This window comes from Agrobacterium sp. D14 (genome assembly GCF_001526505.1).
GTDB lineage: Bacteria > Pseudomonadota > Alphaproteobacteria > Rhizobiales > Rhizobiaceae > Agrobacterium > Agrobacterium leguminum.
The window spans coordinates 1-14,167 of the sequence record NZ_ASXX01000032.1 but is presented as its reverse complement, the minus strand read 5'-3'; the positions used below and the strand labels follow the sequence as shown (position 1 = coordinate 14,167).

The 14,167-nt window shown below is 58.2% G+C and carries 12 protein-coding genes and 1 riboswitch; of the genes, 2 read left to right on the top strand and 10 right to left on the bottom strand.

From position 1 onward, the window contains the following. Positions 1-4 precede the first annotated feature (4 nt). Positions 5-1,132 carry a DNA replication/repair protein RecF gene (recF, locus tag L901_RS16905; protein WP_059758899.1) on the bottom strand — a complete coding sequence of 376 codons (1,128 nt, stop codon included), beginning with the start codon at positions 1,130-1,132 and terminating at the stop codon, positions 5-7. 152 nt (positions 1,133-1,284) lie between these two features. Between recF and L901_RS16900 the strand changes: the two genes are divergently transcribed. Beyond that, a complete protein-coding gene (locus L901_RS16900; protein ID WP_059758896.1) occupies positions 1,285-2,388 on the top strand; it encodes an alpha/beta hydrolase in 1,104 nt (367 codons plus the stop codon). 29 nt (positions 2,389-2,417) lie between these two features. Here L901_RS16900 and nrdF read toward each other — a convergent pair whose 3' ends face one another. The 8 genes from nrdF to L901_RS16860 form a co-directional block, all read right to left on the bottom strand. Further along, entirely contained in the window at positions 2,418-3,392 is a 975-nt protein-coding gene (nrdF, locus tag L901_RS16895; protein WP_059758892.1) for a class 1b ribonucleoside-diphosphate reductase subunit beta, read from the bottom strand. A 16-nt stretch (positions 3,393-3,408) separates the two neighbouring features. After that, on the bottom strand, positions 3,409-5,571 hold the full coding sequence (gene nrdE / locus L901_RS16890; RefSeq protein ID WP_245289665.1) for a class 1b ribonucleoside-diphosphate reductase subunit alpha: 2,163 nt from the start codon (positions 5,569-5,571) through the stop codon (positions 3,409-3,411). 11 nt (positions 5,572-5,582) lie between these two features. Then, positions 5,583-5,981 carry a class Ib ribonucleoside-diphosphate reductase assembly flavoprotein NrdI gene (gene nrdI, locus L901_RS16885; protein ID WP_020812691.1) on the bottom strand — a complete coding sequence of 133 codons (399 nt, stop codon included), beginning with the start codon at positions 5,979-5,981 and terminating at the stop codon, positions 5,583-5,585. A 12-nt stretch (positions 5,982-5,993) separates the two neighbouring features. After that, positions 5,994-6,215 carry a glutaredoxin-like protein NrdH gene (gene nrdH / locus L901_RS16880; protein ID WP_010970634.1) on the bottom strand — a complete coding sequence of 74 codons (222 nt, stop codon included), beginning with the start codon at positions 6,213-6,215 and terminating at the stop codon, positions 5,994-5,996. A 255-nt stretch (positions 6,216-6,470) separates the two neighbouring features. Then, a riboswitch (cobalamin riboswitch) is annotated at positions 6,471-6,695 on the bottom strand. A gap of 133 nt (positions 6,696-6,828) precedes the next feature. Next, positions 6,829-7,458 carry a nucleoside triphosphate hydrolase gene (locus L901_RS16875; RefSeq protein ID WP_059758890.1) on the bottom strand — a complete coding sequence of 210 codons (630 nt, stop codon included), beginning with the start codon at positions 7,456-7,458 and terminating at the stop codon, positions 6,829-6,831. Beyond that, positions 7,455-8,237, bottom strand: coding sequence for an ATP-binding cassette domain-containing protein (locus tag L901_RS16870; protein ID WP_003524281.1), 783 nt, complete (start codon positions 8,235-8,237; stop codon positions 7,455-7,457). The genes L901_RS16875 and L901_RS16870 overlap by 4 nt, the downstream gene beginning before the upstream one ends. Continuing rightward, entirely contained in the window at positions 8,237-9,319 is a 1,083-nt protein-coding gene (locus L901_RS16865) for an ABC transporter permease (protein WP_003524280.1), read from the bottom strand. The genes L901_RS16870 and L901_RS16865 overlap by 1 nt, the downstream gene beginning before the upstream one ends. A 226-nt stretch (positions 9,320-9,545) precedes the next feature. Next, positions 9,546-10,568 carry a sugar ABC transporter substrate-binding protein gene (locus tag L901_RS16860; RefSeq protein ID WP_003524279.1) on the bottom strand — a complete coding sequence of 341 codons (1,023 nt, stop codon included), beginning with the start codon at positions 10,566-10,568 and terminating at the stop codon, positions 9,546-9,548. A gap of 264 nt (positions 10,569-10,832) precedes the next feature. Between L901_RS16860 and L901_RS16855 the strand changes: the two genes are divergently transcribed. Continuing rightward, positions 10,833-12,065 (top strand): ROK family transcriptional regulator, encoded by a 1,233-nt coding sequence (locus L901_RS16855; RefSeq protein WP_020812694.1) that lies wholly within the window; start codon positions 10,833-10,835, stop codon positions 12,063-12,065. 57 nt (positions 12,066-12,122) lie between these two features. Here the strand turns inward: L901_RS16855 and recQ are convergent, their stop codons facing one another. Continuing rightward, positions 12,123-13,931, bottom strand: coding sequence for a DNA helicase RecQ (gene recQ, locus L901_RS16850; protein ID WP_059758887.1), 1,809 nt, complete (start codon positions 13,929-13,931; stop codon positions 12,123-12,125). Positions 13,932-14,167 lie beyond the last annotated feature (236 nt).

Below are 14,167 nucleotides of genomic sequence, written 5' to 3'. Positions count from 1 at the left end.
GCCGTCATGCAGTGATGCTCCCATGGGATACATTGAAGAATTGCGCCCTGTCGCCAAGGGCGGAGAACATCGCCGTATCCGTTCCGGTCATAAAACTCTGGCCGCCAAGCGCATGAATGAGATCGAACAGAGCCGCCCGCCTCCCCTCATCCAGATGGGCGGCGATTTCGTCCAGCAGCAGAACCGGCGCATGGCCAGTCATATTGGCAGTCAGCTGCGCATGCGCAAGCACCAGCCCCACCAGCAGCGCCTTCTGTTCCCCGGTTGAACAGCGTTCGGCCTCCATGTCCTTTTCCGCATGGCGCACGAAGAGATCGACGCGGTGCGGCCCATCCAGTGTGCGGCCGGCAGCGGCGTCACGATACCGGCCATCGCGCAACATAAGCCTGTATTCATCCTCCAGATCGACGGCGGGACGATTGAGCCCATCGTCCATGAAACCGGAGAGAGAAAGCGCCGCCGAGGGAAAAGCGGCATTGCCCGCCCGCCCCTCGATGAGGCTCTTCAAGAGGCCGAGCATCTCATAACGCGCGACCGCCATTGAGATGCCGAGTTCGGCCATCTGTTTTTCGATACCGTCCAGCCAGACCGGATCGAAGCGGCCTTCGGAAAGCAGGCGGTTGCGGCCACGCATGGCCTTTTCGAAATCGCTTGCCCGCCTTCCATGGGCAGGATCGAGCGACAACACCAGCCGGTCGAGGAAACGCCGGCGGTCCGAGGACGAGCCGGTAAAGAGACCGTCCATCGCGGGCGTCAGCCACAATACCCGCAGATGGTCGGTCAGTTCATCGACGGATTTCACCGGCGTCCCGTTCAGTCTCAGACGACGCGACACCACCTCGCCATCGCCTTCAATTCCCGTACCGATGGCGACTTCGCCATCCATGCCCTCGACATCGGCGAAGATCGAGAAACCGGTGGCTTCGGCCCCTACCCGCGTCACGTCAGACAGGGTGGCGCGGCGAAGGCCCCTTCCGGGTGAGAGAAAGGAGACGGCCTCCAGAAGATTGGTTTTGCCGGAACCGTTGTCGCCCGTCAGCACAACATGGCGGTCATCGAGCGTGAGCGCAGCCGCCGCATAATTGCGGAAGTCCGTGAGTTTCAGCCGTAAAAGCGACACCTTGTTCGTCATGTGTACGGCCTAAAACGAAGATGGACGGATAGCAAGGTGGGGAACGTCCGCCCGCACCGAAGACAGCCGCTAGTGTGCAATTCATTCTTCAGTAGCAACTTTTTTAGTCGCCGGTTATTTATGAGCCGGTCCTCATCACCGGTAGCCCATTCATGCGCCTGATCTTGTCTCTCTTTCTCACTCTCGGTCTTCTCTCCTCCTGCGCAGGCCGACCGGGGGCGGATGTGCTGGAGGCCGTCAACACCAGGACCCGCGACACGAAAATCGTCACCGCCTTCGTGGCGAGCACGCGGGAGAAAAACACGGACGCAAAAAAGGGCTTCGGCACGGCGCGGGCAATGGAGCCAAACTACGCCAGTTTCGATATTTCCATTCCGCCCACCCATAAAAGCGGGAAAATCGAATGGGCCAGTGGCAAGCCGGACCCGAACAAGGATTTCGTCGTCACCAGGGCCGATATGCTGACGAAGACGCGCTTCAATGCCGATCTTGGCGACATAGCCCGCTCCGGCAAGCAGATCGCACTTTTTGTACACGGCTATAATTACAGCTATCAGGAAGCCCTGTTCCGCGCGGCGCAGATGGCGGCGGATGCCAATATGAACGGCGTGCCACTGGTCTTTTCCTGGCCGTCGCAGGCCTCTGTCGCCGGCTATGTGGCCGACAAGGAGTCCGCGACCTTTTCACGCGATGCGCTCGCCGCAATGTTGATCGATCTCACCCGGCAGACCTCGAAGAAGAGCGTCGTCGTGTTCGGGCACAGCATGGGCGGCTGGCTGGTCATGGAGGCGCTGCGGCAATTGCGCTTCCAGGGCAGGAACGATGTCATCGCCAAGCTGCAGGTGGTGCTGGCTGCGCCCGATATCGACGCCGATGTGTTCCGCAAGCAGATCGAGGTTGTCGGGCGGCTCAACCCACCGCTCACTGTTTTCGTCTCCAAGGACGACCGCGCGCTCAAAGCCTCTTCCATCCTCGGTGCCGACGTCACCCGTATCGGCGCGCTGGATGTCACCGACCGCCAAGTGCAGGAAGCCGCCCTCAAGGAGGGTGTGCAATTCGTCGACATCTCCAATCTGAAGGCATCAGACCCGCTCAACCACGACCGCTATGCGGCGCTTGCCTCCATGGTGCCGCAACTTGAGGCAAGCAGGCGCGGGGGTGACATCAACAGTGCCGGAGCCTTTGTTTTCGATGCGATCGGCGCCACCGTCGCCAGCCCCTTCCGCCTTGCGAGCCAGGTGGTGAACCCGCAATAGCTTTTGCGGGTCCTGCCGACAAACCGGTTTCAGAAATCCCAGTCTTCGTCTTCAGTCGCAACCGCCTTGCCGATGACATAGGACGAGCCGGAACCGGAAAAGAAGTCGTGGTTCTCGTCGGCATTGGGCGAGAGCGCCGAGAGGATCGCGGGGTTGACCCGGCAGGCCTCGGCCGGAAACAGCGCCTCATAACCCAGATTCATCAGGGCCTTGTTGGCGTTGTAATGCAGGAACTGCTTGACGTCCTCCGTCAGGCCCACGCCGTCATAGAGGTCTTCGGTATATTTCGCTTCGTTGTCGTAAAGTTCGAGCAGGAGATCGAAGGCGAAATCCTTGATCTCCTGTCTCTGCGTTTCGCCGAGACGCTCCAGCGCCCGCTGGAACTTGTAGCCGATATAATAACCATGCACGGCCTCATCGCGAATGATGAGGCGGATCAAATCCGCCGTGTTGGTGAGCTTGGCGCGGCTTGACCAGAACATCGGCAGGTAAAAGCCGGAATAGAACAGGAAACTTTCCAGAAACACGCTGGCGATTTTTTTCTTCAGCGGATCGCCGCTGTCATATTCCCGCATGATGAGCGCGGATTTACGCTGCAGAAACTCGTTTTCTTCCGACCAGCGATAGGCGTCGTCAACGTCAGGGGTGAGGCACAGCGTCGAGAAGATCGACGAATAGGAGCGGGCGTGCACGGCCTCCATGAAGGAAATGTTGGAAAGCACCGCCTCCTCATGCGGCGTTGCCGAATCCGCCATCAGGCGCACGGCGCCGACACCGTTCTGGATGGTGTCGAGCAATGTCAGGCCGGTGAAGACACGGATCGTCAGTTTCTGTTCTTCCGGCTTCAGCGTTCCCCACGAGGGGATATCGTTGGAGAGCGGCACCTTTTCCGGCAGCCAGAAATTCGAGGTCAGGCGGTTCCAGACTTCGAGGTCCTTGTCGTCCTCGATGCGGTTCCAGTTGACCGCGCGGATGCGGGACGCGGGTTTTACGGCAATGTTCATTGTCTTGTCCCTCAATTCAGAGCGTGCAGGAAACGCAGCCCTGAACCTGCGTGCCTTCCAGCGCCATCTGGCGCAAACGGATGTAGTAGATGGTCTTGATGCCCTTCTTCCACGCGTAGATCTGCGCGCGGTTGATATCACGCGTCGTCGCCGTATCGCGGAAGAACAGCGTCAGCGACAGGCCCTGATCGACATGCTGGGTAGCCGCCGCATAGGTGTCGATGATCTTTTCCGGGCCGATCTCGTAGGCATCCTGATAATATTCAAGATTATCATTGGAGAGATAGGAAGCCGGGTAATAAACGCGGCCGATCTTGCCCTCTTTGCGGATTTCGATCTTCGAGACGATCGGATGAATGGAGGAGGTGGAGTGATTGATATAGGAGATCGAGCCGGTGGGCGGCACAGCCTGAAGGTTCTGATTGTAGAGACCTGACGCCATGACGTCCTGCTTCAAAGCCTTCCAGTCCTCCTGCGTCGGAATGGCGATACCGGCTTTCTCAAACAGCGCCTTCACCTTTTCTGTCGCAGGCAGCCATTCCCGGTCGGTATATTTGTCGAAATAGTCGCCGGAAGCGTATTTGGAGTTCTCAAAGCCCTTGAAGCTCTGGCCCCGTTCCACGGCCAGCCGGTTGCTGGCGTGGATGGCGTGATAGGTCACGGTGTAGAAATAGATATTGGTGAAATCGACGCCTTCTTCGGAACCGTAAAAGATGCGTTCGCGCGCCAGATAACCGTGCAGATTCATCTGGCCCAGCCCGATGGCGTGGCTGGCATCATTGCCCTTTTCCACCGAAGGAACGGAGGAGATGTGGCTCATGTCCGATACCGCCGTCAGCGCCCGGATGGAGGTCTCGATGGTCTTGCCGAAATCGGCCGAATCCATCGCCGAAGCAATGTTAAGTGAGCCGAGATTGCAGGAAATATCCTTGCCCATATGGCTATAGGACAGATCGGCGTTGAACTCGCTCGCTTCGCTGACCTGCAGGATTTCCGAGCAGAGATTGCTCATGCTGATACGACCGGCAACCGGATTGGCGCGGTTCACCGTATCTTCGAACATGATATAGGGGTAACCGCTCTCGAACTGGATTTCGGCGATGACCTGAAAGAATTCGCGCGCCTTGATCTTCTTCTTGCGGATGCGGCTATCGGCAACCATTTCCTGGTATTTTTCGGTGACCGAAATTTCGGTCAACGGCACGCCATAGACACGCTCCACATCATAGGGCGAGAACAGGTACATATCCTCATTGTTCCTGGCGAGCTCGAAGGTAATGTCAGGGATCACCACGCCGAGCGACAGGGTCTTGATGCGGATTTTCTCGTCGGCGTTTTCGCGCTTGGTATCGAGGAAGCGCATGATATCCGGGTGGTGGGCATGCAGATAGACCGCGCCGGCACCCTGGCGCGCGCCAAGCTGGTTGGCATAGGAAAAACTGTCCTCCAGCAGCTTCATGACGGGAATAACGCCGGACGACTGGTTTTCGATCTGTTTGATCGGCGCTCCGAATTCGCGAATATTGGTCAGGGACAGCGCCACGCCGCCACCGCGCTTGGAAAGCTGCAACGCCGAATTGATGGAGCGGCCGATGCTTTCCATATTGTCTTCCACACGCAGCAGAAAACACGAAACCAGTTCACCACGGCTCTTTTTGCCGGCGTTGAGGAATGTCGGCGTTGCCGGCTGGAAGCGGCCTGAAATGATTTCATCGACCAGATCGCGGGCAAGCTGCTCATCGCCACGCGCAAGGGCCAGCGCCACCATGCAGACGCGATCCTCGTAACGCTCCAGATAACGTTTTCCGTCGAAGGTCTTCAGCGTGTAGGAGGTGTAATATTTGAAAGCGCCGAGAAAGGTCGGGAAGCGGAACTTCCGGGCATAGGCCTCGTCATAGAGGTCGCGGACGAAATTGAAGGAATACTGGTCCAGCACTTCCTGTTCGTAATATCCCTCCGTCACCAGATAATCGAGCTTTTCCCTGAGGTTATGAAAAAAGACGGTATTCTGGTTGACGTGCTGGAGGAAATATTGCCGGGCGGCCAGGCGATCCTTGTCTAGCTGGATCTTTCCGTTCTCGTCGTAAAGGTTCAGCATCGCGTTCAGCGCGTGGTAGTCCAGAGCCGCATCGAGCGGTTTCTGGGATGCGGCTGCCGGCTGTTTGGCGTCCTTGCGCATGGCGCTCGAGGTCAGCGTGTCCAAAATCGTTCCAATCCATGTTTGACGTTGGCGACATCTTCCTCCGTGCCGAGAAGCTCGAAGCGATAGAGAAACGGCACCGCACATTTGCGCGAGACGATATCTCCGGCGGATGCGAAAGCTGCGCCAAAATTCGTGTTTCCCGCCGCGATGACGCCGCGAATGAGATTTCGGTTGGAGGGCTCGTTCAAAAACCGGATGACCGGTTTCGGCACGGCCCCTTTGGTGCCGCCGCCCCCATAGGTGGGGGTGACCAGCACATAGGGCTCAGACACATGGGGAACATCTTCCTCAACGCCAAGCGGCAGGCGAAACAGACGCCGTCCCAGTTTCAGAAGGAAACGATGGGTGTTTTCAGAGCGGCTGGAATAATAGACGATCAGGCCCATCGCCCCGCCGCCTCAGCTGATCGAGCCGATCATATCCGGCCGGAAACCCGCCCAATGGCGCTCACCGGCAACCACCACGGGAACCTGCATGTAACCGAGACCGCGGACGTGATCGAGCGCATCCGTATCTTCGGAAATATCGATGATCTCATAGGGGACACCGATGCGGTCGAGCGCACGATAGGTGGCGGTGCATTGGACGCAGGCGGGCTTGCTGTAAACGGTGACGGTCATGATTTCCTCTCTCGAAGCCGGTTTCGGACACGGCTCAACATTGCCGATTGCAATCGCAATCGGGCGGCGATGGATCTGTCATTAGGGTGGGCGTGCGCGGCTTTTAGCCGCGTAAAATCACTCTCTACGCCGACGAGCGCAGCAACTCAAACAAATGCACTGGCATGACTTCACCCCGAAGCTTGTTCTGGAGGGGGCAGAAAAGGGCGCACGCAAATCATTTGCGTCATACACCTTCCTCCGGACACCCCGCCCGTGGACGTTTGCGCTCAAGGCAGGTCTCCTGACTTGCGGGTCACAACATCTATTCCGGCCTTCCCGGAGCTTTCAGCTCCAGTGACCCAAATCGGAACGATGCTCACCGCTTACAGTTGCGGGGGCAGTTTCGGCCTTGCTCCACCATGATGGCGTTACGCACCGAATTCCCGTCTTAGCTCCCGACCCTTGCGAATCGGAAGAACCTCGAACACCACATATAGTATATGAGGAAATTTTCGCGTCAATAAATAGACACACAAAAGCCCCACCCTGTGGATCAAAAAGATTCAACACATGGTCAACAAAGGCTTAACGGCACATGCGTGCCGCCGCTCAAACAGAGAAAAGCGTTAATCTATTCCCAGATATCGACGTGAATATCCGCGGGACGAGCGTTTTCGATCACCCTTTTTCCGTTCGGAAGATCGTTTTCGAAAAGTTTGGCGTGGATCTCAGCCTCGTCGAGACCATAGCCCTGCCACCTCTTCCGCAGCCTCTCCTCAAGCACCGCGACGGACGGCCCTACAAAAATGGTGAGGTCGAAGCTTTTGGAAAGAGTTGTCCACGGCGCCTCGTCCAGCAGCAGATAATTGCCTTCAGCGAGGATAAAGCGTGTTTCCGGCGCAATCGTCCGGGCGGACGCTATGGCGATTTCACGGGAGCGGTCGAAAACCGGAACAAGCACCTCCTGCCCACCCTTGCGGACGGCGGAGACGATATCGAGGAAACCGCGCACGTCGAAAGTTTCCGGTGCGCCTTTTCGCGGCAGCAGCCCCCGTTCTTCAAGGATGCCATTGTCCATATGGAAGCCATCCATGGGCAGGACGGCGGCCGTTTCGCCTCGTGCCAACAAAGCATTACAAAGGGCATCCGCCAGCGTGGATTTGCCGGCCCCAGGGGGGCCGGCAATAGCGACGATAAAACGGGATTTACCTTCTGCCCGCCGAAGGACATCCTCGGCGATCGTTTCAAGCTTCAGCGTCATGCGGCAAGCGTTTCCTTCGGCGCTTCCTTGGCACCCGTCATGAAGGCGACGGCGTCGGACATGGAATAGTCCTTCGGATTGATGACGCACAGACGCTTGCCAAGCCGATGGATATGAATGCGATCCGCGACCTCGAAGACATGCGGCATGTTATGCGAGATGAGAACGATCGGCAGGCCGCGCGAACGCACATCCAGAATAAGCTCCAGAACACGCCGGCTTTCCTTGACGCCAAGCGCCGCCGTCGGCTCGTCGAGGATAACGACTTTGGAGCCGAAGGCTGCCGCACGCGCCACCGCCACACCCTGACGCTGGCCGCCGGAGAGGGTTTCCACCGCCTGATTGATGTTCTGAATCGTCATCAGGCCGAGTTCCGACAGTTTCTCCCGGGCGAATTTTTCCATGGCCGGGCGGTCCAGCGCCCGGAACAGGCTGCCCTGAATGCCGGGTTTACGGATTTCCCGGCCGAGAAACATATTGTCGGCTATGGAAAGCGCCGGCGACAGCGCGAGGTTCTGATAGACCGTCTCGATGCCGGCCTTGCGCGCCTCTATCGGCGAGCGGAACTGGACGGGCTGGCCTTCCAGCCGGATTTCCCCTTCATCGGGTGTCACCGCACCGGAAATCGCCTTGATGAGAGAGGATTTGCCGGCGCCGTTATCACCGATCACCGCCAGGATTTCGCCCGGATAGAGATCGAAATCGGCATGATCGAGGGCGGTCACACGGCCATAGCGCTTGACGAGATTGCGTGCTGTGAGAATGGGTTCTTTTGCCATCAGCCTGCTACCTTTCTGATCCACTGGTCGATTGCGACAGCCATGATGATGAGGACGCCGATCAACAGATAGGTCCATTGCGGGTCTGTTCCGATAAGCCTGAGGCCGAGCGAAAAGACGCCGACGATCAGGGCGCCGAAGATCATGCCCATGATAGAGCCACGCCCGCCGAACAGCGACAGGCCGCCGATAACCACTGCGGTAATGGATTCGATATTGGCGAATTGACCGGCGGTCGGCGAAACCGAGCCGATGCGGCCGATGAGGGCCCAGCCAGCGAAGGCGCAGATAAGGCCGGACAGCGTGTAAACGGTGGTCAGCATGCGCTTGACGTTGACACCGGCAAGTTCTGCGGCATCCGGATCGTCACCGACAGCATAGAGGTGGCGGCCCCAGGCGGTGCGGTTCAGCACATACCAGAGCAGGGCGACGAGCAGGACCATGGCAATGACGCCATAGGTGAAGACCGCACTGCCGACACGGATATTGGCGCCGAAGAATTGCAGGATCGGCGCCTGCTGGGCGATATCCTGGGCGCGGATCGTCTCGTTTGCGGAATAGAGGAAGTTGGTCGCCAGTACGATCTGCCACATGCCGAGCGTGACGATGAAGGGCGGCAGGCGCATGCGCGAGACCAGAATACCGTTGATGAAGCCGCAAAATGCGCCGACGGCAAGGCCACAGAGAATGGAGAGTTCCGCCGGCAAGCCGTAACGGAAGGTGAACTGTCCCATGATGACGGAGGACAGGACCATGATCGCGCCAACCGACAGATCGATGCCCGCCGTCAGGATGACCAGCGACTGCGCCGCGCCGACAATACCGACGATGGCGACCTGCTGCAAAATAAGGGTCAGCGTGAAGGCCGAGAAAAACTTGCCGCCGAGAAGCAGGCCGAAAACAATCAGCGACAGCACCAGAACGATAAGTGGAACGGCCGCCGGGCTGGAGTGGAGAAAGTGCTGCAGTTTTTCCAACACACTCTTGTCGTGCGTATCGAAAGCGGCGACCTGCGTCGAACTTCCCGAAAGCACTTTTTCAAATTCATTATGCGGCTGAGCCCGCACCGGCTGATCGCTCATGGATTTTCCTCCCGATCGCTCTATCGCACCAGCCCTGACACCGGGGTCTATCTCAAAATAGAATGATGCGTAGATTTCAAAGTGTTGTGAAGCGGCCTATATCATCCCCGCAGGACGCGTGACGCGCTCGTTTGTTCCTTTGTCCGATCCCCCGGATCGTGCCTGATATTCATTCTGGTCCAAGGGCGGGGGCACGAATGCCCCCGCGGGTTTCAACGGCGAGGCATCAACCCCAGCACTTGTTGAGACCTTCCTTCGTATCAATCGAGTCGAGGCCCTTGACCGGCTTGTCGGTTACCAGCGTCACGCCGGTATCTACGAAGTTCTTGCCTTCGGTCGGCTTCGGCTTTTCACCCGTGTCGGCAAACTTCTTGACGGCTTCCACGCCGAGAGCCGCCATCAGCAGCGGATATTGCTGCGAGGTCGCGCCGATCACGCCTTCCGCCACGTTCTTGACGCCCGGGCAACCGCCATCGACGGAAACGATCAGAACATCCTTTTCACGGCCGACCGCCTTCAGCGCCTCATAAGCGCCGGCTGCCGCAGGTTCGTTGATGGTGTGGACGACATTGATGGTCGGGTCCTTCTGCAGCAGATTTTCCATCGCCGCGCGGCCGCCTTCTTCGTTGCCATTGGTGACATCATGGCCAACGATGCGCGGATCGTTTTCATCGCCGATCTTGTTGATGTCCTTCACGTCAATGCCAAAGCCCTTCATGAAGCCCTGGTTGCGCAGCACATCTACCGTCGGCTGGGAGGGGGTGAGGTTGAGGAAAGCGATTTTCGCATCCTTGGCCTTGTCGCCGAGGCTGCCGGCAGCCCATTTGCCGATCAGCTCACCAGCCAGAAGATTGTCGGTGGCGAAGGTGGAATCAGCGGCATCGACGGGTTCGAGCGGTGTATCGAGGGCGATGACCAGAAGACCGGCGTCACGCGCCTTCTGCACCGCGGGAACGATGCCCTTGGTGTCCGATGCGGTGATCAGGATACCCTTGGCGCCATCGGCAATGCAGGTCTCGATGGCGGCTACCTGGCTTTCGGAATCGCCGTCGATCTTGCCGGCATAGGATTTCAGCGTCACGCCAAGTTCTTTAGCCTTGGCGGTCGCGCCTTCTTTCATCTTGACGAAAAAGGGATTGGTATCGGTTTTGGTGATGAGGCAAACCGAGGTATCGGCCGCAGACGCAACGGAAGCGAAAGAAACGCCAAGCGCAAGAGCGCCCAGAAGAGCGGAAACAGTGGTCTTCATGAGATCCTCCCAATGGATATTTGAGCACCGTGACGGTTACCCGACGATCCCGTCTCCTCCGAGATCGACGACCGTTGGCTCAGATGGAACCACCAAAGGAAACGCCTGTCAATAAATAAATCCGATTGAATTATTAATTCCGTATGGCATTCTAATATGCGGCAGGGAGGAATATCGCCGCGTCGTTTAACGTTGCGATAGCAAGATTGCCATAAAGCCTGCTGTATCGGTCGCGGCGGATAGGGCGGGCGGGAGGATGACACTATGAGACAATCTGTCGAGACGGCGCCGCCGGCGCCGCCCACCACCATGGATATAAGCGGCGGCGCCAACCAGATCGGAGTGCGCGCTTATAATGAGCGGCTTGTGCTCTCTCTCGTTCGCCGTCACGGCGGACTGTCAAAAGCTGAGATATCAAGACTTTGCGGCCTTTCAGCACAGACCGTCTCGGTCATCATGCGCTCGCTTGAAAAGGACGGGCTTCTCATTCGCGGTGAAAGACTGCGTGGCAAAGTCGGCCAGCCATCGACGCCGATGCGGCTTAATCCCGACGCCGTCTTTTCTTTCGGTGTTAAGATCGGCCGACGTAGCGTCGATCTCGTGCTGATGGATTTTGTCGGCCGGATCAGGCTCAAGCTGCGCAGAACCTATCCCTACCCTCTTCCGGAATGGATACTACCCTTCGTAATCGACGGCATAACGGAACTCGAATCGAAACTTTCCCCTGCCGAGCGGGAAAAAATTGCCGGCGTCGGCATCGCCGCTCCATTTGAATTGTGGAACTGGGCGCAGGAAGTGGGCGCTCCACAGATTGAAATGGAGAGATGGCGGGGCGTCGATATCCGGTCGGAAATTGCCGAAAACGTCAGCTATCCGGTTTTTCTGCAGAACGACGCGACCAGCGCCTGCGGCGCCGAACTGGTTTTTGGCGCAGGCCAGCACTATCCGGATTTTCTTTACGTCTTCATCGGCTCCTTCATAGGCGGCGGTGTCGTTTTGAATTCGGCGCTATTTTCCGGAAAGACGGGAACGGCCGGCGCCATCGGCCCCCTGCCGGTGCAGGGGCAGGACGGCAATACCGTCCAGCTTCTGAAAATCGCGTCGATCTTCGTTCTGGAAAACATGCTGCGCGAAAAGGGTATCGATCCGCGCCCCCTGTGGTTTTCTCCGGACGAGTGGATCGATTTCGGCGAGCCGCTGGAAAGCTGGATCAGGAAAACCGCCGCGGCGCTGGCGCAGGCCGTCATTGCCGCCGCCTCCATCATCGATTTTTCGAGCGTCATCATCGATGGCGGTTTTCCCGACTGGGTCAGAACCAGAATCGTCGCCGCCACCCGCCTTGCCCTTAAACACCACGATCTGCAGGGTGTCACGGTGCCTGACATCATCGAAGGCGCGGTCGGTAGCCAGGCGCGGGCAATCGGCGGCGCGAGCCTGCCCCTGTTTTCACGCTATCTCATCGATCAGAACGTTCTGTTCAAGGACACGACCGGCTGAGCTTTCGCAACGCTCCGCCGGTTTTATTACCCGGCTGTTAATTTGGATATCTGCCGGTCATTCGCCAGCAGCGTGCTGCATGATCGCCGCCAGAAAGGCAGGTCCGTATCGCTCGAGCTTGGTATCTCCGACGCCGGGAATCTCAGCCATTTCCTTCGCCGAGGCCGGTTTTGCCGTCGCAAGTTCGATGAGGGTCTTGTCGTGGAAAATCACATAGGGCGGAACGTTCTGTGCCCGGGCAATTTCCATGCGCTTCGCGCGCAGCGCCTCAAAAAGACTGCGATCGGATTCCGGCAAGGCCGTCGATACCGTGTTGCGGGGCGTCTGCTGCCGTCCGGAACGGGGAGCGGATGGTATCCTCAGCATCAATGCCGGTTTTTCGCGCAGGAACCGCCGTCCATCCTCGGAGATGGACAGGCCGCCATGTCCGGACAGATCCACTTCAATCATGCGTAACGCAACCAGCTGACGCAGGATGGCGCGCCATGTGCGGTTGTCATGCTCCTTGCCTATCCCGTAAGTGGTGATGCGGTCATGGCCGAAGCGGGAAATCCGCTCGTCCTCGACACCCAGCAATACGCGGATGACATAGGCCTGGCCGAAACGTTCACCCGTGCGATAAATACAGGACAGAAGTTTCTGCGCAGCGATGGCCCCGTCAAACAGGTCCGGCGGCTCGGCGCAGGTATCGCAATTGCCGCAGGGCTCACACCGGTCGCCGAAATAGGAGAGCAGAACCTGCCGGCGGCAACCGGCCGTTTCTGCGAGGCCGAGCAGCGCATCGAGCTTCTGGCGCTCCATATATTTGCGTTGGTCCGCGGCATCAGATTCTTCGATGAAACGATTGCGCAGGGCAATATCTTCATAGCCATAGAGCATGAGCACGTCCGACGGCAGACCATCGCGACCGGCTCGGCCCGTTTCCTGATAGTAAGCCTCGATGCTGCCGGGCAGGTCGATATGAACCACGAAGCGCACATCCGGCTTGTCTATGCCCATGCCGAAGGCGACGGTCGCGACAATGATGACCGCCTCGCCGTGCTGGAAACGGGTCTGGTTCTCCTCGCGGGCAGCCTTGTCCATGCCAGCGTGATAGGGTAGCGCATCGCGGCCCTCCTCCCGCAGCCATGCCGCCGTTTCGTCCACTTTGCGTTTGGAAAGGCAATAGACGATACCGCTCTCACCGTCGCGATCCTTCAAAAAGCGCTTCAGCTGCGCGCGGGGATTATCCTTTTCCATGATCGCATAGCGGATATTAGGACGGTCGAACCCGGCAATAAAGGCATCGTGCTCTTCAATCCCTAGGTGACCGAGAATTTCGGCGCGCGTAGGCTCGTCGGCCGTCGCCGTCAGCGCCATGCGCGGCGTATCGGGAAAACGCTCGATCAGCGTGTCTAACTGGCGATAGGGCGGCCGGAAATCATGCCCCCATTGAGACAGGCAATGAGCCTCGTCGACCGCGATCAGCGACAGGTCGATGGATTGCAATGCATCGAGGACATCCGGCTTAAGCAGGGTTTCCGGCGCGGCATAAAGAATATCGACCTTGCCGGCCCGCATATCCCGCCAAAGCGCGCGCCGCTCTTCCGGAGAAAGATCGGAATTGAGAGCTTCGGCCCGCACGCCGGCCTGACGCAGGGCAGCGACCTGATCGACCATCAGTGCGATGAGCGGCGAGACGATCAACCCCATGCCGTCACGCGCAAGCGCTGGGATCTGGTAACAAAGCGACTTTCCACCGCCCGTCGGCATCAAAACGAAGGCGTTGTTTCCCGCCACTACATGTCGAATGATGTCGGCCTGCCTTCCGCGAAACGCATCGTAGCCATAGACGGTCTTGAGGATATGCAAGGGATCAGCGGTCACGGCGGTTTTTTGTCCGAAGTGGAATGATTGTGCATCATCACGGTTTTGCGGTTCATGGCAATGCCGAAGATGGCTTTGTTCATGGAAGTAAATTCTGGGATTGGCTTTATGATCAGCAGCCTAGTTTCTCCCTGATGGCGGTCCCGATTTCATAAGTCCAGAAACACAAAAAACCCCGTCGCGATTGCAACGGGGTTTTGTTGATATTGGTTGCGGGGGCAGGATTTGAACCTGCG

Bases quoted from the DNA above. Each gene is read 5' to 3' on its own strand.
- recF (WP_059758899.1), bottom strand. From the start codon at position 1,132: ATGACGAACAAGGTGTCGCTTTTACGGCTGAAACTCACGGACTTCCGC.
- L901_RS16900 (WP_059758896.1), top strand. From the start codon at position 1,285: ATGCGCCTGATCTTGTCTCTCTTTCTCACTCTCGGTCTTCTCTCCTCC.
- nrdF (WP_059758892.1), bottom strand. From the start codon at position 3,392: ATGAACATTGCCGTAAAACCCGCGTCCCGCATCCGCGCGGTCAACTGG.
- nrdE (WP_245289665.1), bottom strand. From the start codon at position 5,571: ATGCGCAAGGACGCCAAACAGCCGGCAGCCGCATCCCAGAAACCGCTC.
- nrdI (WP_020812691.1), bottom strand. From the start codon at position 5,981: ATGGGCCTGATCGTCTATTATTCCAGCCGCTCTGAAAACACCCATCGT.
- nrdH (WP_010970634.1), bottom strand. From the start codon at position 6,215: ATGACCGTCACCGTTTACAGCAAGCCCGCCTGCGTCCAATGCACCGCC.
- L901_RS16875 (WP_059758890.1), bottom strand. From the start codon at position 7,458: ATGACGCTGAAGCTTGAAACGATCGCCGAGGATGTCCTTCGGCGGGCA.
- L901_RS16870 (WP_003524281.1), bottom strand. From the start codon at position 8,237: ATGGCAAAAGAACCCATTCTCACAGCACGCAATCTCGTCAAGCGCTAT.
- L901_RS16865 (WP_003524280.1), bottom strand. From the start codon at position 9,319: ATGAGCGATCAGCCGGTGCGGGCTCAGCCGCATAATGAATTTGAAAAA.
- L901_RS16860 (WP_003524279.1), bottom strand. From the start codon at position 10,568: ATGAAGACCACTGTTTCCGCTCTTCTGGGCGCTCTTGCGCTTGGCGTT.
- L901_RS16855 (WP_020812694.1), top strand. From the start codon at position 10,833: ATGAGACAATCTGTCGAGACGGCGCCGCCGGCGCCGCCCACCACCATG.